Below are 25,985 nucleotides of genomic sequence, written 5' to 3'. Positions count from 1 at the left end.
ATAAAGGGCGGTTTTTTGTTGGATAAACTTCAAGATGTGAACGTAAATGACTCTTATTGTATAGATGTGTTCATGGGGATACCTATTGATTCTTAATCCACAGCTTGGAAATGTCCATATAGCCGAAATCAGCTGTTTGCATGCCAAATAAACTTTGGTTCAGCTGAGCACTTTTGTTCATATGACATCCATGTAAAATCCAGTCGTTATCCCTCAGTAAATCCTCAGCTTCATCTAACAGCTGTGCGCGTGCATGGGTATCAAGCTGTCCAAACGAATCCAGTTTCTGTTCTAACTCGTTCAGCGAATGAGGTGACATGCAGATATGAAGGTGATTCGACCGATTCGTAAAAAAATGAATCAACCCATATTGCCAATCCTCCTCCAAAATTTCTTCTGCCAAAATAAGATCGGCTTTCATCGCATTAGTAGGATACAGACATTCATTCGTCGGAGACAGTTCGATATTTAAGCCAATTTGCTGTGCTCGTTGTTGAATCCAGTTGGCAGTTAAGACATCCTTATTCTCCGAGTACGATAATATGAGCGTCTCACTAAGATATCCGCTGCTGTGTAACAGATTACGTGCTTGCTCAAGTGAGGATGGAGTCCAATGATGCTCGGCGCTTTTCCAGGGCAAAAGGCTGTTTGCTGGCGTAATTCGATTGCCTCCCAGTTCCGTTACCAGTGAAACAGAATCATAGACCAATCTCATTGCTTGCCGAAACTTGGGGTTATGAAAGATACCAGGTTTATTAAAATTAAATAACATATATTGACAGCCGAGAGCAGGATAATTGAAACTGTTGGTTTGTGCAAAATGAGTAGATTGCTCCAATCGATCTGTTCCGGGTAGTTCATAGTGGCGCTCATTGGACTCAAGATCTGGTACAAACCAAAAATGGACTTGATCAAGGTAAGGACGAATACCGTAATAGTTATCAAATGCGCTTAGTTTCAGTAAATCCTCATTGATCTCACTAATCTGAAAAGGCCCAGTGCCAATGAGTTGTTTGGATACATCAACATCGTATGGGAGGATCGTCATTGGAATACAACTAAACAAATGCAAGAAGAATTGATTGGGACGGTTCAAGTAAAAGCGAATGCAGTAATCCCCAGCAACCTCAATTCGTTCAATGTCACGATACAACCAAACGACTGGACTATTTACACTTCGCAGACGCTGTAATGTAAATTCAACATCCTTAGATGTCAACATTTTATTGTGGTGGAAGCGAACACTCTTACGTAAATAGAAGGTCCATACTAGATAATCCTTGCTACCCTCCCACATGTGAGCCAGATCAGGCAGGAACGTATCCGTTTTGGCATCGTAGGTCACCAATGTGCTGCACACCTGCCCAAGTAAGTATGTTTCAAAAGCATTGTATACAAATGCGGGATCCAGATCTGCCAGTTTACGTGATCGCATCATACGTAGAACATCCTGACCCGAAGAGCTTTCCGAATGGCTGTGAAATCCCATTTGTTTATATAACGAATCTAGCAATTGTTCCCGTAAAGTCTCGTTGTTCTCCATAGCGCCAATGAATTCAATGGCTTCTTTCATTTTTCCTTTACCCATTAGCTCCATGAAGCTGGATTCTATCGTTTCATTCTCACTGCGAAGTAACGTCAAGGTGGAATGATGACCTCTGCCAATCCCCGGTTGCCAGTGGATAAAGCCTTTCTCTTCCAACTTTCGCAAGGTGAATTTAACATTTCGAGGCGTGCAACATAAGACAGTGGATAGGGTATCGATCGTTACGGGAACCGGTGTATGTAGTTTAAATGTAACCTCAGTCGCTGTTGTAAGTCGTATGTAATGAGCGGTTGTTGTATCCAAAAGTATAAGCTCCTCTTCATATAAAAGATGGTTCAAAGGCACTCGTGTTAAAAGGTGAAATCAATATTTATTTCCTTACACTTTTATTTCCCCTTTGTTCTATACAATTATACATAATTCAACAAACGAAGGGCAGACCTTCTAGAAGTTAACAACGAGAACAGGAGAACATACGAATGAAGCAACATTTAAGACAGATTCACCCTTTAGCTTGGACAATTATTATTGGGACGATGTTTGGTCGTCTCGTAACCTCGATGAGCATTCCTTTTCTATCTATTTATCTGACGAGTGTCCTCGGAGCTACACCAACGGAGACTGGCTTCACCGTCGCTGTGAGTTCACTGGCGGGTGTGATGGTGAGCTTTTATGGCGGGTATATTTCAGATCGGATTGGTCGTAAAGTGGTTATGCTAGTCTCCGTATTCTGCTGGGCAGGCGTCTTTTTCATCTTTTCTGCGGCAGACTACTTATGGGTATTCTTTGTGGCTAATACGCTCAATGGCTTATGCCGCGCTGTCTTTGAGCCAACGTCACGTGCATTGTTGTCTGACATCACCTCACCAGAGAACAAATTACTCGTTTTCAATTTGAGGTATGCCGCCATTAATCTTGGGGTTGTATTTGGTCCCATCATTGGCTTTCAATTGGGGTCGGCGCAATCGACTTTTCCATTTCTGATCTCAGGACTTGTATACATCGCTTATGGTCTTGTGTTACTTGTCCAATTTCAGCTTCAACATGCTAATCTACCACAGCCTTCAAAGGCGAAGGCACCACGCTTACGAGATGCTTTGGCGACGGCTGGCCGCGATCGTGTATTTTTGCCAGTACTGATCGGAACCACATTCTGTGTGCTTGGCTACGGACATTTTGGGTCAACCCTTGCCCAATACATGGAGCGGAGTACATTGTTTGAGAATGGAAGCCAGTTGTTCTCCTATATGTTATCTCTCAATGCTATGACAGTGTTAATTGTGCAATATCCAATCGTACGTGCATTTCGAAACGCCCCCCCGCTTGTACCGCTCATCTGGGGTAACCTCTTGGTTGCGGCGAGTTTGTTACTGTTCGGTATGGCAAGTGGCGCAGCTCTGTTGATGATTAGTGTTGTATTATTCACCGTCGGAGAAGTATTGTTATTTACGATGATGGATATGCTGATTGATCGAATTGCAAAGCCGGAATGGAAAGGAACGTACTTTGGCACGATTGGTTTTAACAACTTGGGTAATGTTATGGCGCCGATTATGGGTGGGTTATTACTGAGTCAGTTCGGAGGACAGGGGATAGCGGTATTTCTTCCACTTGCGCTAATCACGGCACTTGGACTTCCATTTCTATGGATTGCTCATAAACGACTGATCACACGGGAGCGGGAGATTCAAGTGGTACAGCAGAGTGCCTAACGAACGTAAGTGGGGTCTGTTACATGGATTCGAATTTTTAAATTTGTTCATTGTAACTTTCACAATGCATGAAGCGTTACTTAGAATAGAGAAAGTGAAAACGATCATCAATACCTGGGAGGTTGAATATGTTTAAGAAGATCGTATCCGTATGGGTCGCATCTGTGCTTTTCGGCGTGATGGCAGTGCCTGGCTATGCAGAAACAAGTCCAACGGAGATTAGTACGGGAGTCATCGTGAACAATCGGGTGCTCATTCCGTTACGGGCGGTATCACAGCATTTAGGCGCAAAGGTACAATGGGACAAATATTCGAAGAGCATTCTTTTGACCAAAAATGATAAGAAAATTGCATTGGCCGTTAACTTCAAAAATGCCAATGTTAATGATTTCGTTGAACCGATGGATTCTCCCGTTGAGTTAATCCATGCCACAGCGTATGTTCCGCTCCGGTTCGTCAGCCAAACATTAGGAGCCGAGCTACAATGGAATAAAGAAGCCAAGCAGGCAAATGTTAGTCTTAATGATCACCATATCATCATTAGCATGCAACCTGATTCCGTTCAGATTCCTGATACACAGAAACTAACTGAAGCCCGGCTGAATGAACTGTTAGCGAAGTTAAATGAAACGTCCAATATGCCTAAGATTAAACAAATAAGGGCTTATTTTAAGCCCTATTTTACGGAGAAATTGATTCAATCCATTCTGGATGGACAGCAGTTGCAGGGTGAAGAAGTGCAATTCGGTGCTCCAGAAACGGGCATTCATTATACGAGCAGCACTACTGCAACATTGTCTCAATCTTATGTTCTTGGGAATACATTAACCGGTGACTCCCATTATGTATATGATCGAAATATCGAGCTTTTATACAGCAGAGGAATCTGGAAGGTGCATAAGTTAAATATTTATTTCAGAGATATTCCATACTTAGGTTATTAAGCTTGCATTCTATACGTTCAGATTATTAATCACATGAATTAAATAACAAATCAGTAAATATGTTCTTGACGTACTGACCTATTAGCGAATACAATAAACAACAAATATGTGAGACGGGTGGGTGTAGGGATGATGTTCATGCCAAAATTGATATCTAACCGATAACTGAATACGCATGAGCATGTCGACACAACCAATTGCGTTAGAGTATATGTTCAAAGAGAAGGGGTTTCGATGCCGGGAAGATGGGATGAAACTTGAAATCAACTTTTTGAACAACCTCTTAAAGATAGCGTCTGGGCAGTCCTGTTTATGCATCCTGTCATGGACGCTCATCCGTAGTGCGAATGTCAAGGAGAAGACCAGTAACGCTACATAATCTAATGGTACTCTTCTTGTTATAGAAGCCATAGATGAACTTAGTTCATCTATGGCTTTTTGTCGTGCGCTGCAAGCAAACGTTTCAAATGAAAGGGGAGATTGGGGATGTGAAATAATGTATGTCTGTTCGTGCTTGTTGTAATCATTCAGAATCATCTGGAAACAAAAATAAATGATAGGTAGGAGAATGTGAAATGGTACATCATCAATACAATCATAGAATTCATGTATGGTTCAGCGAAATTATTTATGATTCGGCCTAGTTAAGCAGAGTTTGAGTTGATGAATTTGATGCTTTCTAACAAAGTAATTCGTACGTTGGAGGTGGGGCAAGATGCCCAAACAAGAGAAAAAGTCGATGTCATGGCTATTGCGGTATCTAAAGCCAGTCCGATTGAGACTGGTGCTGCTATTAATTATTTTGCTGACGTCGACGGGATTACAGCTTCTGAATCCGCAGATCATCAAGCGGTTTATTGATACAGCAGCGAGTGGCGGCGTGGTTTCTAGTCTCATTCAGCTTGCAGGTATATTTCTAATTATTGCGATCTTCAATCAACTGTTAACTGTAGCTGTAAGTTATCTAGGTAATGATGTCGCATGGCGGGCAACGAATCAATTAAGGGGCGATCTGCTGAAGCATTGCCTTGGACTTGATATGCGGTTCCATAATGTAAAAACGCCTGGAGAGATGATCGAACGGGTGGATGGCGATGTAACGAGCATTTCCAATTTCTTTGCAATGTTTATTGTGCAGGTTATTGGCAGCTTTGTGCTTCTTGCTGGAATCCTTGGCTTCATGTTTACGATTAATATACCGATTGCACTGGTAATGACGGTGTTCACACTGTTATCGGTTCTGTTTATGGTTTTCATTCGAAATATGGGTGTTCAGTCCTCGAAGAACGAGCGTGAAGCAAGTGCGTCCTTGTTCGGCATGATTGAGGAACGTATTGCTGGAATTGAGGATGTGCAAGCGAACGGACACGTGCCTTATGTGATGAATCGTTTCTATCGATTGATGCGGGTTGTATTTCTGAAAGGGCGTAGAGCTTGGATGCTTCGTGTTATTCCGTGGAATACAACGGTGATTTTGTTTGCCATAGCTGTAACTGCGGTACTGATGCTTGGTGTTCACAATTACATGCAAGGGGCGATTAGTCTTGGTACGTTGTTCCTTATTTATCAATACACACAGATGTTGAATGATCCAATTGAGATGTTGGGAGATCAGGTACAAGAATTTCAGAAAGCCAAGTCCGGTATGCTTCGCTCACGAGAACTGCTCTCTCTAAGCAGTGAGATTAAAGACGGGAAACAAGATACACTTCCTGGAGGTGCACTTGGTTTGGAGTTCGAACATGTGCATTTTAGCTATAACGATGATAAGCCTGTATTGCGGGATATTCATTTTAAAATTAAGCCTGGGGAGCGTCTTGGTATTATTGGACGCACCGGTAGTGGTAAATCCAGTCTAAGTCGTGTTCTTCTTCGGTTATATAATCTGAATCAGGGTGTAATCCGGGTCGGTGGTCAGGATATCACAGAGTTAACACTACCTGCGCTATACCGCCGGGTTGGAATGGTGACGCAGGATGTGCAGTTGTTTGACGGTACGCTACGCGACAACTTGACGTTATTTAACTCGGAAGTTTCAGACAACATGATTATCGAAACGACAGAGCGACTGGGACTGCGTCAATGGATTGATACCCAACCGGAAGGATTAGACACTCACTTGAAAGCAGGAGGTTCTTCCCTGTCGGCTGGAGAAGCGCAGCTATTTGCACTAACACGTGTATTTTTGACAGAGCCAAGTTTAGTTATTCTAGATGAACCCTCTTCACGTTTGGATGCTGCGACTGAGATGTTGCTGCAACAAGCGGTGGATGAATTAATGAAACAATGCACAGGGATTATTATTGCTCACCGACTAGCTACGCTGGATCAAGTCGATCAGATTATGGTGCTCAGTGATGGTGAGATTATCGAATTTGGAGCCAGAGAAGAGCTGGCGAACAATCCTGATTCACATTATGCGAGATTGCGTATGACGGGTAGAGAGGAGGAGTTGGCTTGAATGTCGCAGGATTTATAGGTCGTTTATTCCGCTTCAAATCAGTATTATTTCTAATTAATGGTCTGTTGTGGTGTATATTTCATTCCCTACCGCTTGCGATCGGGATCGGAATGCAATGGTTTTTTGACCGTGTGACCATCGGATCTACCGATTACATGTGGCTTGCTGTTCCCTTAATCTTTCTTGCACTGGTTAGAATGGCTAGAGTAGGGACATTCTTTACAGCCTTTTACGCTTGGATCACCTATGTGTATCACATTCAAGCGATATTACGAACGAATATGCTTGCGGGTATCATGCGCTGGCCTGGTCGAAATCTTCCTGCTTCACCAGGTGAGGCGATGAGTCGGTTCCGCGATGATGTCGATGAAGTGGTTGAGTACGTAGAATCCTGGGTCGACTTCTGGGGTAGACTCGTATTTGCCATCGTTTCAATCATCATCATGGCTAATATTAATTGGAAGATTACGTTGGTTGCTGTACTTCCGCTGGTTGTCGTTACAATGCTTAATAATCTATCGGGCAATCGGGCTCGCAAATATGCTCAAGTCAATCGTGAATCGACCGGTCGAATCACCAGTTTCATTGCTGAGACATTTGGAGCAGTGCAGGCGCTGAAGCTTGGGCAAGCAGAAGAGCATGTCTCATCCCGTTTTAATACTTTGAATGAACAACGTCGTCAGGCAGCATTACGGGATAATCTGTTCAAACAGTGGATGAGATCGCTGAATCAACACGTTCTCAGCATCTGTACCGGTTTAATTCTGCTGATGTGTGCGGCAGAGATGAGGGCAGGCCAATTTTCGGTGGGTGATTTTGCACTCTTCACATCCTATCTAGCCAACATTGGCTTTAGTATTTCCTTGTTTGGGTACATGGTATTCCAGCATAAACGGTTAAAGGTGTCCTTTGATCGGATGCGGAAGTTATTTCGTCCTGGTGAGGAAAACCGAATCATGGATTATCGGGAAATCTATCTGAATCAAGATCCTCCTGAGCTGACAGACATCGAACGAAGTGAGGAAGATGAACTCCGAGAGTTAGAAGTGAGCAATCTGAGTTATCAGTATCCGAATTCCACGAATGGGATAGAGCATGTTCATTTCCGCTTGCAGAGAGGGCAGTTCCTGGTCATTACAGGGCGTATTGGATCAGGAAAATCAACTCTGGTGCGCACGCTTCTGGGTCTGCTGCCGAAACAGGAGGGGATGATTCGTTGGAATGGAAAAGAAGTAGATCCGGCTACATTCCTTATGCCGCCAAGAGCAGCATATACACCGCAGGTTCCTCGCTTGTTCAGCGATACGTTACGAGAGAATATTGTTCAAGGTAAACGAGAATCTGTTGAGGAAGGACTGGAAAAAGCAATTCGGCTAGCCGTAATGAAGAAGGATATCGAAAATCTCGATGATGGACTTGAGACATCTGTCGGTCCTCGGGGCGTTATGCTGTCAGGAGGACAGATTCAACGTGCGTCTACTGCGCGGATGCTAATGACCGAAGCCGATCTCTTTATCTTCGATGACTTATCTAGTGCGCTAGATGTGGAAACAGAGCAATTGGTCTGGGAAGGGTTGGCCAGTGAGCGCGAGGTAACTTGTATTGCGGTATCCCATCGTAGAGCCGCATTATCCAGAGCCGATCATATCATTGTTATGAAGGATGGACGTATTGAAGCCGAAGGCAGCTTGAGTCACTTACTTGAAACGAGTGAAGAGATGCAACTGCTCTGGCAAGGTGAACAAACACCTGCTAAGGTTGGTTAAGGTAGAAAAGAAAGCAGCAATTGAACAGCTAAGAAAAAGCCATATCAATCACTCATCTTGAGTTGATCGATATGGCTTTTGGTTTGTCTATTATTTATTTAATTAATTGAGCAATTAGAGAGTAAGCAATGATCACAAGGAAAACAATTGTAATGTGATTAATGGAGAAGATGAACATTTTGTGTGACCATTTCTTCATTTCGTTTCGATCAAAGGTAGCTACGCTCAAAATGAACCATGCCAAGCTTACAAGGAAGGCAACAATCGCCACAAACGGGCTTAGTGGCCAGAATAAGAAGCTGGAAGCCATCAACAATACCAGATAAACATTGGTTTGGATATAAGTGCGTCTAATTCCTTTTACAACAGGAAGCATTGGTACATTAGCTGCTTTATATTCATCGAATCTACGAATCGCAATACCATAGAAGTGAGGCATCTGCCACAACAGCATCGTCACCACTAACGCCCAGATTTCAAAGTGACCAAGTTCTGGGGAGATGGCTGCCCAACCGATAAGCGGAGGAACAGCTCCGGACAAGCTTCCTACTTCAGTGTTATAAATGGTTGTACGTTTTGTCCACATTGTGTACGGGAACACGTAGAGCAACAGACCTAGAATACCAAAGAAAGCTGCCGAAGGGGAGGCGATGTAGAGAAGTATTCCCCCGATAATGGTGATGGTAATACCTAGAATCAATCCCGACTTGGTGTTAACTTGTCCAGTTACAGTTGGACGGGTTCTCGTACGCTCCATGATGGCGTCAATGTCACGATCGTACAGATTGTTGAACACGCCGGCAGCTCCTATAATGAGAGAGGAGCCAATGACCGAAAGAATAATCGGTACAATGTTAGCCAGGAATGAAGCATCGAATACATACAGAGCCAAGCATAAACCTGCCAACATGGCGATTAGATTGGACTTGATAATTCCAACTTTGATCGTGTCAAAGAAGACTTTGGGAATAGAGTTGAACTCTAGTTCAATTTTGGGTTGAGACCCTTTATTCAATGTTTTCAAGTACTCACGTCCTATATCTATACTTATATATCTTGTGAACTTATTATAGCATTCCGTTTACTATGTGAAATAAGCAACTTTTTAGTATTAAAAATACTGTCAATTGATTGTGAACAATTTAAAAAACAAGAGCTTTTTTAATTGTGAAAAATGATTTTATGTGTTACTGGGGGAAGAATCTTAAGGGGGACCACAAAATTTAACTTGCCAAAGATCAATTGAGTATATATTATGGACATAAAGGGTCTTTAATGGTTTTGTTAAATCTTGTGCTCACTATTGATCCTTTACCGTTGAATGAGCTTAACTATGTGGCGATCGTATCTATCGCTGTACATACGATTACCCAACAGCATGTCAAGGTTCGGTCTATGTCGATGAAGGCAATATTTTTTTGGTTAAATTAGAGATATAATATATCTGGAAAGGATGTTTTAGTGTGAAAGAAATTATGGATGCGATAATTATTGGTGGAGGGCCTGCGGGTCTGAACGCAGCTCTCGTATTAGGTCGAGCAAGAAGAAACGTTGCTGTAATTGATGCTGGGCAGGCGAGAAATCGGGTAACGCATAAAGCTCACAATTTTCTGACGAGAGAGGGAATTAGCCCTGGCGAATTTCGGCGGATAGCAAAGGAACAGATTAGTGCTTTTCCTTCTGTACAATTTGTAGAAGATGCAGCTACATCTATAGAAGGAAGTGATGGTTCGTTTCAAGTTACGACTTCAGAGGGTTTAGTTCTTCAAGCTAAAAAGATTTTGTTTGCAGTGGGTAAGAAGGATCTTCCGCTAGACCTGAATGGATTGTCTGAAGTATATGGCAAGACGGCGTTTGTATGTCCTTATTGTGATGGATGGGAGTTAAGGGATCAACCTCTCGTCTTAATCGTAAATGGAGCGAGAGCTCTACACTTAGCTCAGATTATCACAGGCTGGACGAGTAAATATACGATCTGTACGAATGGTCCAGATGAAATGACGGATGAACAACGTGAGGAGTTGCAGCGGCATGGCGTTCCTGTCTATGAATCACCAGTTGGGCGCATTGAATCCCAGGATGGGATCGTGCAGCGTGTAGTTCTGCAAGATGGCAATCAGATTGAGTGCAAAGGTATTTTCTTCGCACCGAAGCTGTCTATTGGGTCAGACCTGCCCCAATCTTTGGGATGTGAGGTGAATGAGCTGGGTACAGTCATTGTTGATGAGCGCGCGAAAACTACTGTTCCAGGTGTGTTCAGCGCGGGGGATGCTGCATCCGAATATCATCAAGCGATTGCGGCCGCATCCTTAGGGGCACTTTCGGCAGTGAGTATTAACAGTGAACTAGCTATGGAGGCGTGGAATAAACAAGGCAATGAATGAAAAGCTACACAAGAGGGTGCTACCGTTAATAAAGTAATTAGGATTGTTGGAATGATGCGAATGGTATAGATCAAACATTACTATAATACAAGCGTTCAACTCCGGTGTGGGGGATGAACGCTTGCTTATGTTCTGTGTCCTACTTAGAAACTAAGATGGATATGGCGCTGTAGATAAGCATGATTCCCATCAACACATTGAACAGACGTTCATGTCTCAATAATAAGTTCTGGAATAACGAACCACAGAGTGCCCATGTCATATTGGCACTAATCCCGATGAACGTTAGTAGTAACGAGAACCAGATTAGATGATGGTGTGATTCGCCCAGTGGAATGACAAACATGGAGATCGCAGTCAGACCATATATGATGACTTTGGGATTGATGAATTGCAGGACACATCCAAAACCAAAGCTATATGGAGAAGTACGTAAAGCGTTATTCTTAGTAGAATGACTGATCATGACTTTGAAAGCTAAATACAGTATGTACATACATCCCAATAGATTAAGTATAGGACGAAAGGTTGGAATGAATTGATGAAGTATCAGGCTGAAATAGCTGGAAAGTAACATAATGATCATACAACTGAACGCGACTCCTCCTATAAAAGGAAGGGTTTTGCTGAACCCATGATCTCGTCCACTTGTCATTGCGATGATGTTATTGGGCCCTGGGCTGAAGGAAGATACGATAGCATAAATCAGTAGTGGGATAATGAACATATAGCCTCCATATTTTATTTTTTTGTGCCTTATAAAGTATTTTTGTACGTTATAAAGCACACATTTATTTTAGTGTACAACATGTGCTCTATAACGCACAATAGGTTTATAATAGAGTACAGAAGAAAAGGAATGGAGAGTGAGGTACGATGAACCAGGTTAATACGATCTTGGCACAGAATTTAAAGTCAATCAGGGAAGAACGCAAGCTAAGTCTGGATAAGGTGGCTGAATTAACGGGGATTAGCAAGACGATGTTAGGGCAGATTGAGCGTGGTGTGTCTAATCCAACCATTGCAACCGTATGGAAGATTGCTAACGGATTGAAGACTTCTTTTACAACATTAATTCATGAACCGGCTGCAGATACGCATCTAGTAACACGAGCGGATGTTCAGCCATGGATTGAGGACGATGGAAGAATACGAATCTATCCCCATTTTCCATTTGAGGATGAACGTCACTTTGAGATGTATATGATGGAAATGGATATGGAAGCGTATCTGCAAGCAGAGCCTCATATTGAAGGAAGTGAAGAATTTATTACGGTCTTCGAAGGAGAGGTCATCATTCGCATAGAGGAAGAGGAGTACACGGTTCGAACGGGAGAATCCATTCGTTTCCGAGCCAACAGACCGCATACATACCAACATTCAGGAGCGGATACAACGAAAATGAGCATGGTAATTCATTACTCAAAATAAGGAAGTTAAAATTTAAACAAATGATTGACAATGCATTCAAATGCGGTTTTAATTATATAGACCGATTGTTATAATTTTTTGAAGGAAGTGGCTCCATGAGTGAAAAGTCCAATGCTAGAGAGCTCATTGTCAGCACAGCAGCGAGACTGTTTTTTTCACAAGGATATCATGCGACAGGTCTGAATCAGATCATCAAGGAGAGCGGTACGCCGAAGGGTTCATTGTATCACTATTTCCCGAGCGGCAAGGAAGAGCTTGCACACGTCTGTATTGAAAAAGCCAATCAGCATATCCTACAGGTGTTTGAAGAAACGTTTGCTGCACATGACAATACTGGAGACGCCATTCAGCAATTCATACACGACTTGGCTGATGAGACGGAAGCCGCGGGATTTACGGGTTTCTTGCCATTTAGTTTTTGGGCAGCCGTAGAGACTTCCTGTATCAGCCAACAACTGCGAATTGCGTGTCAGGGTGTTTTTGCCGATTGGCAGCAGATCATCAAAAAACATCTGTTATTGGATGGGATGGGTGAAGATAAAGCACGTGATACAGCACTTCTGATCATCTCCATGATGGAGGGAGCACTGATTATCAGCCTGACGAATCAGGACAAACAGCCTCTGCTGACGGCTGCTGATTACTTATCGGTAGCGGCGAAAAACGCCATATAAGTAAAGCTATATAAACTGAACTTAGTCATTACACGGGAACGGAGGGGACAGAAATAACATGAAGAAGCAAAGCGTTCGCCTTTATCACCGGATTTTCCCTTTGGAGAAGGGAATCAAAAAAATCTGGGGATAACAGTGATCGGAAAGTTATTCTGTCATCGGAGTGGAAACTGTAATATGCATTAGTTCATTTATATAGACAAAGAGAGAAATAGTTTGAAACGTTTGAGGAGGATGGGATCGTGGAGGCTTCCATGAAAGGCGGTTCTGTACAGAACCAGGAAGAAACAAAGCAATATAAGGTGTTTCCAATCTTATTTGCTATGCTATTAAGTGGATTTATCGGATTGTTCGGTGAGACAGCTCTGAATGTGGCATTAACGCCACTGATGGGATTGCTGGAAGTTGGTCCAACGACGATCCAATGGTTGACTACAGGGTATTTGCTCGTTCTAGGTATTCTGGTGCCGGTATCCGGTATGTTATTACAATGGTTTACAACGAGACAGTTGTTCACAACTTCTCTGATTTTCTCCATAGCAGGAACATTTGTAGCTGCTCTTGCACCTAGCTTTGAAATTTTATTAGTGGCTAGGGTATTACAGGCGGTAGGTACAGCATTGCTGCTTCCGCTCATGTTTAACACTATTTTGGTTATTTTCCCGATTGAAAAGCGCGGTGCAGCTATGGGTCTGATCGGTCTCGTTATTATGTTTGCACCTGCGAGTGGTCCGAGTATCTCGGGTCTGATCTTGGCTAATCTGAGCTGGCACTGGATCTTCTGGATTTCGTTGCCGTTCTTCTTGATCTCCTTAATCTGCGGTTTGCTGTTCTTGCCGAATATTTCGACATTGACGAAGCCCAAAATTGATGTTCTTTCCATCGTACTATCTACGCTCGGATTCGGCGGTATTGTATATGGATTCAGTAGCGCGGGTGGTCATGGAGATACTGGCGGTGGATGGACAAGCCCAGTCGTAGTAATCACGATCGTGATTGGTGTGCTGTCCTTGTTAATCTTCAGTATCCGTCAATTAAAAATGAAGCAGCCTATGATGGATCTGCGAGCTTTCAAATACCCGATGTTCACAATCGGCTTAATCTTGATCTTCATCTGTATGATGATGATGTTGTCCTCCATGTTGATTCTTCCGATGTATCTGCAGCAAGGTATGGCGGTTACAGCATTGACAGCGGGACTTGTATTATTGCCAGGTAGCTTGCTCAATGGTTTCTTGTCTCCGGTCATGGGTCGTCTATTCGACAAGTTTGGACCAAGATGGCTGGTTATTATTGGACTTGCAGTTGTAGCGGTAGTTCTGTTTATGTACACTAACATTACTCCAAGTACTTCCCTTGGCACGATCATTACATTGCATGTATTTATGATGGTCGGAATCTCGATGATCATGATGCCTGCGCAAACAAACGGTTTGAACCAATTGCCACCAGCATATTATCCGCATGGTACAGCAATCATGAATACACTTCAACAAGTATCAGGTGCGATTGGTACGGCTGTAGCTGTAAGTATTTTGAGTGCTGGTCAGACTCGATTCTTAAGCGGAGTGACGAATCCTGAAAGTCCTGAGAATCAGTTGGCAGGTTTCACATCAGGTGTACAAAATGCATTTGTTTTTGCACTAGTACTTGCGCTAATCGGACTGGTCACCTCCTTCTTCATTAAACGTGTTAAAGTAGGTAACCAACAGGGTCAGCAAGGTCCTATGCATTAATAAATATTAGATTTTAGTTGTTAAATAACGGTACACTTCCTGTTTATACAGGGAGGTACCGTTTTTTTTTTGTGACTTGACGTGAAACGGGTTCCAACCTTTAAAGTGAATATACAAACGACGCAAGAGGAGTGGCTCCGAAATTTTCAGAGCAAATACTTCATGTTTTGACCATATTGTATATGTTCATACCAATTATTAAAGATAAAATAGTATTTACAAAGGTAATCTTGTTAAAATGAAAACGTTTTAGTCTGAATAGAACAACAAGGAGATCTGATTATGAACATTGTGAATCCTATACCCTCGAATATGAAAGAGTTACTTGCTCACTATGAAGCAAATGGCCATTTAACTATGCAAGCTTCCCTAGTCGGTCAACGTTCTGTCGTTTATAGAATTAAAGACTATAGCCTCAGAGTGTATAGTACGCGTGGAAAAATAGATGGAGAGATCGAGTGCGAGGCCATATCAACAATGCAAAACTGTGCATTCGTTCCTAAGCTATACGCATATTCTTCAGGAAAGTACGTGCTTACTCAGTGGGTTGACGCGCTTAATCTGAGACAGTATCGAGATACGTATGGACACATTCCGCCTCAATTAATGAATGATATACTCACAACAGAAATCGGGCAGATCAGAGCAGGCTTTCAGGATTGGGATGTCATCCAGTATGAGAATTTGCTGTGGACGAAGTGTGGTGATGTGAAAAGAAATGATTTCTGGCTATGTGAACCACTAGGTTCTAAGCAAGATGATGCAGAAGAGAAGTTCAATCGCAAAATACAGCAGATTTACAATCAGGATTGGAGTGGGTTCGAGCATATTCACAACTACTTCAACCGACATGGACTTACATCCAAGGATATGAGAGAGGCCCTAGACCAGTTTCTGTCCCATAGAAATGGTTTATCTCAGATTGGGTAATGGCCAAAAGATATAAAAACCCCCAACGGACTATTACCGTTGAGGGTGGAAGGCACTTACTTTTCCACTAATTCTAATATTTCATCAGCTACTTGCTCTGGATGATACTGATGAATATAATGCTCGGAATCTTTTATTGTCACGTGTTTGGGTTGTGTTGACCAGGAAATGAACTCCGCTTGAGACTGATCCCAGATCGGTTCACTAGCTCCAAAATAATCTGAGGTTAGAATGGTTAGTGGCACAGATAGAGGCTTGGTATTATTCATCACGACCGTTGCATTGGCGTTCATCTCACGTAATTCATCCACGGTGTTGGCATTCCCATAGTTAAGCAGCAGAGCTGTCGTATCAACTTGTTTCAACTCATCAGGTACAAATTTCAGGTTGTTACGATTAGCACGACTTGCTTCCAAGACAGGTTCGGATTGTAGAGACAATCGGAACAGCCCCGTTTGAATGCGGAATTGATTCATAAATCCACCAATGACATCGGCCAAATTATCTTCGTCTTTTGCATAATGCTCCGGGCTACCCCCATCAATCATCACAATGCCTTTTACTTCATTCGGGTACATCTGAGCATATCGCAGCGTTTCAAGCGAGCCAAGGGAGTGCCCGACGAGTATATAAGGTGGTTTCTGCCCAGAAGTCTCTAACAACTCATGTAACTCCTCTGCAATCGTATCCACGTCTCTTTTCTTGTCTGTTACATCGCTATAACCATAACCGAAGCGGTCATAAACCGCGAATTTGGTATAGGGAGCTAATTGTTCATATAGAGGATAATAATCTACATAGGGATTAGCCGTACCCCAACCGGATGCCAAGACAACTGTTACATCCCCTTGACCTCCTGTATAGAGGTGCATATTTTCTCCATGTACTTTGTAGAGCTTGCCTGGGGGTGTGAAATTGTTCAAATCATTTCTTTTACCTACCTGCTGATAAACCACGCCTGATCCCAGTAGCACCAGAATCAACGCAAGTCCCGCAATGGCTGTAATTCGTAGTCGTTTTCCCCATTTTTTCATGGTTTCACATACTCTCTTGTTGTATTTTCCTCATTATAACTGCCCAAGCTTATGTATATTAAAACACAGTCTTAATTCTATCTTAACGGGATAGTTTGTTTATGTAATTAATGCATAGTAAAAAAAATGCTTAGCTATAGCCTGAAGCTATAGCTAGATATAATTTTATGGAATTACATGGCGCAAGCCTTTCTGTGATAAATTTTGATATAACAAATCGAAGTGCAGAGGGGAAATATCAGATGGTGAAAAGTAGTGTTCTTGGATATCCGCGTATTGGAGCAGATCGTGAATGGAAGAAAGCATTGGAAGCATATTGGGCAGGCAAAATTGACACCGAAGCTTTTGAAAGCCAACTGCAAGCAATCCGTTTGAATCATTTGCGTAAACAGCAAGCAAAAGGTATTGATTACATTCCTGTCAACGACTTCAGTTATTATGATCATATATTGGATACAGCTACGATGTTTGGTCTGATTCCTGAGCGTTTTGCTTATGAGGGTGGTAAAGTACCCTTGTCTGTATATTATGGAATTGCACGTGGAACCAAGGATGCTGCTGCCAGCGAGATGACGAAATGGTTCAACACCAATTATCATTACATCGTACCGGAATTGTCGGGTCTCACACCCGTACTTACGGAGAATAAACCTTTGGAGGCGTACCGGGAGGCGAAGGAGAAATTAGGCATTGAAGGGAAACCCGTGTTAGTCGGTCCACTTACATTTGTGAAGTTATCGAAAGGGTACAGTGCCTCTGAAACAGGGTCATGGCTTAATCGCCTGCTACCTCTATATGTTCAAATTCTCCAAGAATTGCAGCAGGAAGGTGTGCAGTGGGTACAGATCGATGAACCAATCCTCGTTACGCAAGTGAGCGATGAAGATCTGCAACATCTGAGAACTATCTATGAAACATTACATGCATCCGCACCTGCAATCAACATCATGTTACAGACGTATTTTGAAGCTGTAGAGCGTTATCAAGATATTGTGGCATTGCCTGTTCAAGGTATCGGACTTGATTTTGTACACGGACGGTCTGGAAACCAACAATCGCTCCAATCGTTTGCTTTTCCACAGGACAAGGTGCTGGGAGCCGGTATTATTGATGGACGTGGAATCTGGAGATCTTCTCTGCAAGAGAAGCTGGATCTTCTGAATGAATTGTCTGCCATTGTATCGCCAGATCGCCTGATTATCCAATCCTCGTGCAGTCTACTTCATGTTCCGGTAACAACGGATCGTGAAACCAAGCTTACGAATGAACTGAAAAGTGCATTGGCATTTGCGGATGAGAAGCTGGACGAATTGGTTCTCTTAACCCAGGCGCTAACCTCAGGCATTGGAGCTATTGCTACACAGCTGGATACGAGTGCACGTGCAATTCTGGCTCTGCATCAGTCCAATGAGCGCAATCGTAGTGATGTTCAGCAAGCGGTGGAGAAACTTCGGGTGCAAGAGCCGGTGCGTTCTGTGCCATTTGCCAAGAGACATTTAGCACAACAGAATAAGTGGCAATTACCACTATTACCAACGACAACGATCGGAAGTTTCCCTCAATCTGCTGAAGTTCGGAAAGCGCGTCAGAGCTGGCGTAAAGGGGAGTGGAATCAGGAGCGCTACACGGATTTCATTCATCGGCATATCGATACCTGGATTGGACTTCAAGAAGAGATTGGCTTAGATGTACTTGTACATGGGGAGTTTGAACGCACGGATATGGTTGAATTCTTTGGTGAGAAGCTAGCCGGGTTCGCCTTCACGCAGAATGGGTGGGTGCAATCATATGGATCACGCTGTGTGAAGCCACCTGTCATCTTCGGAGATGTGGCATTTGACGGAAACATGACGGTTGAAGAGACGGTGTATGCTCAATCTCAGACGAAGAAGCCTGTGAAAGGCATGTTAACTGGCCCGATTACGATTATGAACTGGTCATTTGTCCGTGACGATATCCCGCGGGAACACATTGCATACCAGTTGGCTTATGCCCTCAGACAAGAAGTTGAGGCACTGGAGCAAGCAGGCATCGGCATGATTCAGGTGGATGAACCGGCTGTTCGAGAAGGGCTGCCATTAAAGGTAAATGAGCAGGAGGATTATCTTGCTTGGGCCGTTAAGGCTTTCAAAATTACGACTTGTACGGTACAGGAAACGACACAAATTCACACGCATATGTGTTATTGCGAATTCCATGACATGATTGGCTCGATTGAAGCCATGGACGCGGATGTCATTTCGATTGAAACTTCACGGAGTCACGGTGAATTGATTCATAGCTTTGAGCTGAACACATACAAGCTTGGCATTGGACTCGGCGTGTATGATATTCATAGTCCACGTGTACCTAGTGTGAAGGAAATGACAGATATGATTCAGCGGGCTTTGCGTGTGTTACCGGCACAATTGTTCTGGATTAATCCAGATTGCGGGCTCAAAACACGTGGTTATGACGAAACGGTTGCATCGCTGCAAAACATGGTTGAGGCAACACGACTTGCTCGTGATACGTATGCTACACATGTGTAAGCTTTAACCTTACGCTTAGAAAAGAATGAATGACGCATGATTGCTCTACCATCATGCGATAATAACAAAAGCAGCAATAAGAACAACTGTAGCTCTTACAATTACGTAGGCTACAGTTGTTCTTTATTCAGGACAATAGAAGAGACCACATTCATGCACCAAACCAATGAATGTGGTCTCTTCCTATTTATTTAATTTTGTGCACTAATTACTCCGGGCGCTCTCCAGCCAAGCGTTGGATCTCTTTAGCTGTCAGTGCTTTATTATAAATGCTAACCTGATCCATCTTGCCCTTGAAATACGGATCGGCAGTATATCGGCTCTTGCCTAAGTATGCCTCAGTAACTTGTAAATCTTTGGGGTTATAGGTGATGTCGGTACTACTCGCCACAGATTGGCCATTCACATATAACGTTCCTGTGTCACTCTGGAGTGTAACAGCAACATGAACCCATTGGTTCGTGGGCAATGCTTGGGATGCGATCAGACTTTGATCCTTACCCTCATTATGAATGGTGAATTGTAGTGCTCCGTTATGTTGAGAAGGCGTAAGGAACATATGACGCGTCAAGCCATTACCGAAGTCGAAAATCCGTTGCCATGGATTACCACCGTCCCAATAGACCCAGCTGCTAAATGTGAAGTCCGTCGTATCTGTGATAAGTCCAGGCAGTTCGATATAGCTGTCTTGTCCGTTAAAAGCAGCAGCGAGGTTTTTCTTGTTACCTACGACCGAACTCTCCACGTGAAAGGCTTGTCCATGATATCCGTTTTTACTGGAATCCTGTGCAATTTTGGCGAGCTTGCTGCCGTCAAATCTGTATTCCCCAAGTAAAGGTCCTTTTGCTTGCTCAGGTACGGTAATATTAAACCTTTGGGAGGTAGATGCAGTTCCTTTTGTAATGTTAGCCGTTAATGTTACTTTGGCATCGCCTTTGCCTGAACGGGGACGATTCACAACCCCTGTATTTGAAAGTACAGCGACATTAGACGAACTCCATGTAATCTTGCTATCCCGTGCACCTGATGTGGGGAGGGACACATTGAAAAATATATTTTTGGTGTCACCGATACTTAGATCCTTTTTAACCGCATCAACAACGGCTTGATCCGCAAGGTCAACTTCTTGACTTCCCCAGATCGCAACGCCTGTAGAGGAGAGGGCACTGAAGGTCAGAATCTCGCGCTGAAGATTCGGTTCCCACTCATAGGTAAGTACCCCTTTGTAAGTTACACCGTCTGTCGTGATGGTGATCTGATTGCGATGATCATCTGTAACACTCCATGTGCCTGTCACTGCGCCGCTAATCTGACCATTAGGAGAAAGAACAACATTTTGAGATGTTTTGATGGCAGATGAGATATCTTTTCCGTGATTAATCCACTTATACTGACCTGCCACCGAGTTACCCGGAATGACATTAGAAGCTTCGTCCAATCCTGCATAACGATATGGAGACACTGTAGGCCATCCATCGGCATTCATATGCATTTCATGTACACGGACTTCATGTTGTTCCCGCGTCCTGGAAAGCGAGAATGGAAGATCAAGAAGTGCTTGCCACTCTCAGGATCAATATAGGCGGAGTTATGACCTGGTGATACGTAACCGATACCCTGACCTGTACCCGGATCACCGATCTGTCTCTGGAACAGGTAATTGCCCATCAGCTTAACGCCGAATGGCTCAATGGATGCGTCGTCGAACAGAGGTTTGTCCTTATCCGCCTTGACTTGAATCATATCGTTCCCCGCAGCATCGTAAAATGGACCATCTGGTGTCTTCGAACGTGCTACCCGGATGTTATATCCGCCAACAGCGTCGAGTCCACCATAGGAGAGGAACAGATAATAATAGTCCGTCTCTGGGCTATATTGCATATAAGGCGCTTCAATGCGGCTGTGATTACCGCCCGTCAGTTTTTTGCCATAACCTTGATTCGGCAGAGGTTTGCCCGTCGTTTCGTCCATCTCCAGAATGAAAATTCCTCCTGAATATGAGCCATATACCATCCATAACTTGCCGTCTTTATCAAAAAACACATCGGGGTCAACAACGTTAGGGTGTTTCGTTGCATCATATATGGTACCGTCCTCGCTAATCTGATCCCACATACCCGATTTCAGCAATATCCCCTGATCCTTATAAGGCCCTTCAATGTTATCAGCGACAGCAACGCCAAGTGCAGAGCGAGGAGAGTCGCCTTTGCACGCATTGTAGTACATATAAAATTTGCCATCAGCCAATTGAATAACATCGGCCGCCCATAATGTATCCGTCTGCGCCCAGGCTAAGGCTTCTCCAAACTCTTTCGTCACATTAGGAACCACTGGATTATTATCCGTAACGCCTGATGCCACAGCTTCCCAGTTCATTAAATCTTTGGATTTGGCGACTTGTAAATGTGAACCAAATACATAAAAGGTATCGCCAACCTTAATGACGGAAGGATCGTGAACAGAAACATCCGTAAATCCAGGTATCGTGTTAAGCGTAGATTGAGTAGTCGATTGTGGTTGGATCACGTCTGAGGTAGAACTGTTCGCCATAGCTGAGCCTGGCAACAGAGTTGGTGAAGTGAGCAGAGCGGCACTAAGTGCGATAGCCATATAACGCTTCATAAAATTCCCCTTTCATCAAACGCCCAATGATAGTTTATTTGTTCATTACCTGATTGCCAAATACTTCAGTACACACCTCCTTGTTAAAATTTACAATTAACCGCTTTCATTTGTTATACTATCAATCAATTCATATATTTGTAAACTATAATGTTTATGACATATCGAATGAACGTCTGCCGAGAATTAAATTTAGAATTTCGTTGTTTCCTTAGCGGAATAGGACTTATTATAATTTTATTATTGAAAAATGGGATATAAGTAGGTAGTATAACGAGTATGTGAATTGTTTAGATATTTATCAACTATTTTATATTTATGTGAATTAAATTTGGTTACATAGGAGGATTACCAATGAGTACATTCAAGAATCAGTTGATCGCACATTACACGTTTGATGAACCGACGAACATAGGTCAGGATTCCTCAGGAAATGGGCATGTGGGAGTAGCTTTAGGAGATCAGAAACCCACCATTTCTACCGTTCAAGGCAGAACTGCTGCTACCTTTGCAGGGGGAGCCAATGGTTCATCTTATCTTGCGCTACCTTCCAATCTACTTCAAGATGTAAGCGATAACACAGGGTTGACGGTTTCGACATGGGTCAACTTTGGCAAGGGTGCCAACGTGTGGGAACGAATTTTTGATTTTGGTAAAGGTGAGCAAGGCCCATATGTATTTCTAACACGTCATTTGCGGAGCTCTCTGTTTGCGGCTGACGATCTCGTGGCCGATCCAGGTCGTGGCTTCGCGAGTGGGGAATGGATGCATATTGCATTATCCATCTCAGGAACAGAGAATGGCACTCAGAGTAGTGCAGGACCTATCGTTTATGTGAATGGGGAGAAGGCTGCGGATGGTTCCATTAGCCAAACCTCTAGTGGGAACTATGCGAAGCTGCGCAAATGGTTTGATACCTTCAGCGATATTTCCAACTACAGTCAGAACTATATCGGACGTTCTCAGTACGCTGCAGATGTTGACTTTGCAGGTTCGCTCTCCGATCTACGTATTTATCGAGCTGGCTTAACCATGGATGAAGTGATTGAAGTGATGTGTGAGTCACTGACAGATGAAGAGATCATCAAGCTCGCAGGGGATAAATATCTTTCGTTCCCGACCAAAATTATTACAAAGGATATTTCATTGCCCTTGAATCTGTTGGGCGGTAAGGTCGATGTACAATGGCGGTCTAGCCAGCCAGAGATTCTATCGCATGATGGGAAGATCCAGACGGTTACTTCGCCGCAAGAAGTCCGTTTAAGTGCTTTGTTAACGAAGGGAAGCAGCACACTCAGCAAGCATTATGATGTTTCCGTGTTGCCTGAACATTTACCGCCATATACGATCACCATTCATGGGGATCAGAAGGTCGCTGATATCAGTGAAGTGATGTATGGCTTGTTCTACGAGGACATCAACAATGCTGCAGATGGGGGCATTTACGCAGAACTGGTACAGAATCGTTCGTTTGAATCGTTTGCCTTTGATACATACTCACATGCATCGGGAGAATGTGGCTGTTCGACGGGGCGGAATCGTGATCCGTTGTTTGCTTGGTCCGGGGACACAGATCGTATGTTTGTACAGCACAACGGTGGATTGAATGAGCACTTTGGTTTAGATGATCCGGAAACGAATGCCTATTATGTGACGGTACAAGATGGCGCAACCATTCGTAACCGTGGCTTCTCAGACTCGAATCAGCATTGCGCAATGTCAATCCAACAAGGGGAGCGCTATAACTTCACAATCTGGGCCAAGGCGGATGCTCCAGGTACGGTAACCGTGCAGTTGCAGGACGCACATCAACATTCCATCAGTGAACCTGTCGTTTTGCATGTAGAAGGGGGAGGCACGTGGAAGAAATATGGTGTAGGTACGCAACAGGCTTCAGCCAACCTCGTCTTAACCGGAACGGCAACTGCGATGGGACAATTGGTACTGAGCTTTGAGGGTGAAATCTCCATCGACATGGTGTCTTTAATGCCACAGGATGTATGGGGAGCAGTTCCGAACGAACAAGGTGATTCCAGCTCTGCACATGCGAACTACAAGGGGAATGCAAATTACCGACTTCGGAAAGACCTCATTCAGGCGCTTGTCGATCTACATCCGACATTTCTACGTTTTCCGGGAGGCTGTATCTCAGAGGGTTCATTTATATGGGAGAATGTCTATGATTGGAAGGACTCCGTAGGTGAAGTTGAGCTACGCAAAGAGAACTACAATGTCTGGGGATATATGATGACCATGGGTCTCGGTTATATGGAGTATTTCCAACTAGCGGAGGACTTGAATGCTTTGCCAGTGCCGGTGATGGCTTGTGGTGTCCTTTGTCAGGCGCGTTCGGACTATGCTCATCCAGCTGGTGGTGCACTGCGGGAATATTATATCAAGAACTTTACGGATCTTATCGATTTTGCATTAAGTGTTGATGTGAAAAATAATGAATGGGCAGCACTGCGTGCGCAGATGGGACATCCTGAGCCCTTCGATCTTCGTTACCTGGGGGTAGGGAATGAGAACTGGGAACCGAGTTTTTTGCTAACTTTGAAGTGTTCAAAACCTCCATTGATGCGTACATGAAGCTTCACTATCCAGATCATGAGCTGCATATTATTTCAACGGTTGGTGCGCAGGCGGATGATGATGCGTATCAGGAGGGCTGGAAATTCCTGAGTGGCAATCTCACTGGATCGGCACAGGTTGCTTTTGCAGATGGTGCTGAAGTCATTACAGAGACGGTGAATTGGTATGAACATCAGCAGGATTATATGGATACGATTGCGGATGAGCACTACTACCGTTCGAATGAATATTTACTGAATAATGCGGATCGCTATAATTACTATGATCGAGCCTACCATGCAGATGGAAGTATCGACTGGAAGCAGACCTCCAAGGTGTTTGTAGGAGAATACGCTTCGACAGATAAAAATACACTTGCTGGCGCTGTCGCTGAAGCTGCAGTAATGACCGGATTTGAAAATAATGCGGATGTCGTGCGCTTGGCAGCCTATGCACCGTTATTTAATAAAGTGCTTACCGATGGAACCTATCGCTGGACACCGGACTGCATTTGGTTTGATGATGAGACGGTATGGTTCACACCTAATTATTATGTGCAACAGCTCTTTGCGAAGCATGTAGGAAAAGAAGTGCTGGGTACTTCATTCTCCACGTACAACAAAGGCAAACAGCTGGAACTAATTCCACGCGGAGGAATTGAAATTGCGACGGGTAATGCAGATATCGTAGTTAAGAGCATTAAGGTCACTTCCAACCAGGATGGTAGCGTTCTGCTCGAAGAGGACTTTAGAGAGCAGAACGAGCTTAGTGAAGTGTGGTCACTTATTCCTGGATCGGCAGGATATACGATGGAACCAGGCAACGGATTACGATTAGAGGCACAGGACAGTGGTCTAAACGGAATTTATTTGCTCAATGAAGATTGGACCAATTACCAAGTGCAGGTGCAGGCTCAGCGGGTATCGGGTGAGGATGGATTCTATGTTGGTGTAGGTCTGACCGATATCACACCTGAATCCAAAGATGTCACAGAGTATGCTATTGCGTATGATGGACAAGCGACCGGAGTCAAAGTGTACAAACAGGGGATCGAAGGCTACACGCTGGGCGATTATTCTTCCAGCTCGGCAGCAGGTAATCTCAGAGCTGCAAACTATGAACCATTAACGGATGATACGCTGTATACGATCACAGTCAACTATGGTGGTGATACTGGAGATCGGCTCCTCTGCTCCTATACGGATGGACATACATCCAGCAAGACGCTCGACTACAAGTTAGAGGCGTATAATCGCGAGGTGTTCCACTCTGTTACGAGAGATGATGAGCATGTATATGTGAAAATGGTTAATGCTGATCCTGTAGAGAAAGCAACGCAGCTTCAGCTCGAACACCTGCAAGTAGCAGCCGAAGCAACATGGATTACAATTAGCGGGGACGAGAGTTTAGTTCACCTTCCGAATGTGAACCAAAAGAATGATGAAAAGGTCGTTCCGGTAGAACAAAAGGTGAACCAGCAGGGAGAGACAGTTGTACTTCACTTACCAGCAAATTCGGTGAACGTATTAGTTATGAGTGTGTTATAAACCTATCCTAAATGACAGAAATTTATTGAAATTATGAATGCAAATTAATAATACATGTGTTAGAAAAGGATCTCTAGACAGAGATCCTTTTTTGTT

General features: G+C 43.6%; 14 protein-coding genes and 2 pseudogenes. 11 read left to right on the top strand and 5 right to left on the bottom strand.

The window, feature by feature from the left end; genetic code table 11:
• Positions 1–82: 82 nt before the first annotated feature.
• Positions 83–1,849, bottom strand: a complete 1,767-nt coding sequence (locus DMB88_RS17450) for an ABC transporter substrate-binding protein (protein ID WP_128102381.1) — start codon at positions 1,847–1,849, stop codon at positions 83–85.
• Between the two features lie 176 nt (positions 1,850–2,025).
• Between DMB88_RS17450 and DMB88_RS17445 the strand changes: the two genes are divergently transcribed.
• The 4 genes from DMB88_RS17445 to DMB88_RS17430 all read left to right on the top strand — a co-directional run bounded on the left by DMB88_RS17445 (position 2,026) and on the right by DMB88_RS17430 (position 8,429).
• Entirely contained in the window at positions 2,026–3,258 is a 1,233-nt protein-coding gene (locus tag DMB88_RS17445) for an MDR family MFS transporter (RefSeq protein ID WP_128102380.1), read from the top strand.
• A 128-nt stretch (positions 3,259–3,386) separates the two neighbouring features.
• Entirely contained in the window at positions 3,387–4,202 is an 816-nt protein-coding gene (locus tag DMB88_RS17440; protein WP_128102379.1) for a copper amine oxidase N-terminal domain-containing protein, read from the top strand.
• A 715-nt stretch (positions 4,203–4,917) separates the two neighbouring features.
• Entirely contained in the window at positions 4,918–6,663 is a 1,746-nt protein-coding gene (locus DMB88_RS17435; protein ID WP_128102378.1) for an ABC transporter ATP-binding protein, read from the top strand.
• Complete coding sequence (locus DMB88_RS17430; RefSeq protein WP_128102377.1) at positions 6,660–8,429, top strand: ABC transporter ATP-binding protein; 1,770 nt, start codon at positions 6,660–6,662, stop codon at positions 8,427–8,429. Before DMB88_RS17435 ends, DMB88_RS17430 begins: the two co-directional genes overlap by 4 nt.
• 94 nt (positions 8,430–8,523) lie before the next feature.
• Here the strand turns inward: DMB88_RS17430 and cyoE are convergent, their stop codons facing one another.
• On the bottom strand, positions 8,524–9,453 hold the full coding sequence (gene cyoE / locus DMB88_RS17425; RefSeq protein ID WP_128102376.1) for a heme o synthase: 930 nt from the start codon (positions 9,451–9,453) through the stop codon (positions 8,524–8,526).
• 451 nt (positions 9,454–9,904) lie between these two features.
• Here cyoE and DMB88_RS17420 point away from each other — a divergent pair, with 451 nt between their 5' ends.
• Entirely contained in the window at positions 9,905–10,813 is a 909-nt protein-coding gene (locus DMB88_RS17420; protein ID WP_128104487.1) for an NAD(P)/FAD-dependent oxidoreductase, read from the top strand.
• Between the two features lie 139 nt (positions 10,814–10,952).
• Here DMB88_RS17420 and DMB88_RS17415 read toward each other — a convergent pair whose 3' ends face one another.
• Complete coding sequence (locus DMB88_RS17415) at positions 10,953–11,540, bottom strand: LysE family transporter (RefSeq protein WP_128102375.1); 588 nt, start codon at positions 11,538–11,540, stop codon at positions 10,953–10,955.
• Positions 11,541–11,689: 149 nt separating this feature from the next.
• On the opposite strand from DMB88_RS17415, the gene DMB88_RS17410 reads away from it, so the two are divergent.
• The 4 genes from DMB88_RS17410 (at position 11,690) to DMB88_RS17395 (ending at position 15,584) form a co-directional block, all read left to right on the top strand.
• On the top strand, positions 11,690–12,244 hold the full coding sequence (locus tag DMB88_RS17410; RefSeq protein ID WP_128102374.1) for an XRE family transcriptional regulator: 555 nt from the start codon (positions 11,690–11,692) through the stop codon (positions 12,242–12,244).
• A 95-nt stretch (positions 12,245–12,339) separates the two neighbouring features.
• Positions 12,340–12,918 carry a TetR/AcrR family transcriptional regulator gene (locus tag DMB88_RS17405; RefSeq protein WP_128102373.1) on the top strand — a complete coding sequence of 193 codons (579 nt, stop codon included), beginning with the start codon at positions 12,340–12,342 and terminating at the stop codon, positions 12,916–12,918.
• Positions 12,919–13,172: 254 nt separating this feature from the next.
• On the top strand, positions 13,173–14,654 hold the full coding sequence (locus tag DMB88_RS17400) for a DHA2 family efflux MFS transporter permease subunit (RefSeq protein ID WP_128104486.1): 1,482 nt from the start codon (positions 13,173–13,175) through the stop codon (positions 14,652–14,654).
• Between the two features lie 282 nt (positions 14,655–14,936).
• Positions 14,937–15,584, top strand: a complete 648-nt coding sequence (locus DMB88_RS17395; protein ID WP_128102372.1) for a hypothetical protein — start codon at positions 14,937–14,939, stop codon at positions 15,582–15,584.
• Between the two features lie 56 nt (positions 15,585–15,640).
• On the opposite strand, the gene DMB88_RS17390 is transcribed toward DMB88_RS17395, so the two are convergent.
• Positions 15,641–16,618 (bottom strand): alpha/beta fold hydrolase, encoded by a 978-nt coding sequence (locus DMB88_RS17390; RefSeq protein WP_128102371.1) that lies wholly within the window; start codon positions 16,616–16,618, stop codon positions 15,641–15,643.
• Between the two features lie 242 nt (positions 16,619–16,860).
• Here DMB88_RS17390 and metE point away from each other — a divergent pair, with 242 nt between their 5' ends.
• The gene (metE, locus tag DMB88_RS17385; RefSeq protein WP_128102370.1) at positions 16,861–19,149 is read left to right on the top strand and encodes a 5-methyltetrahydropteroyltriglutamate--homocysteine S-methyltransferase; all 2,289 of its coding nucleotides are present in this window, start codon (positions 16,861–16,863) and stop codon (positions 19,147–19,149) included.
• A gap of 208 nt (positions 19,150–19,357) precedes the next feature.
• Here metE and DMB88_RS17380 read toward each other — a convergent pair.
• A pseudogene (locus DMB88_RS17380) lies at positions 19,358–21,771 on the bottom strand (family 43 glycosylhydrolase).
• Between the two features lie 354 nt (positions 21,772–22,125).
• Here DMB88_RS17380 and DMB88_RS17375 point away from each other — a divergent pair.
• A pseudogene (locus DMB88_RS17375) lies at positions 22,126–25,889 on the top strand (alpha-L-arabinofuranosidase C-terminal domain-containing protein).
• Positions 25,890–25,985 lie beyond the last annotated feature (96 nt).

The organism is Paenibacillus sp. DCT19 (genome assembly GCF_003268635.1).
GTDB lineage: Bacteria > Bacillota > Bacilli > Paenibacillales > Paenibacillaceae > Paenibacillus.
This window is presented reverse-complemented; position numbering and strand designations above follow the sequence as displayed.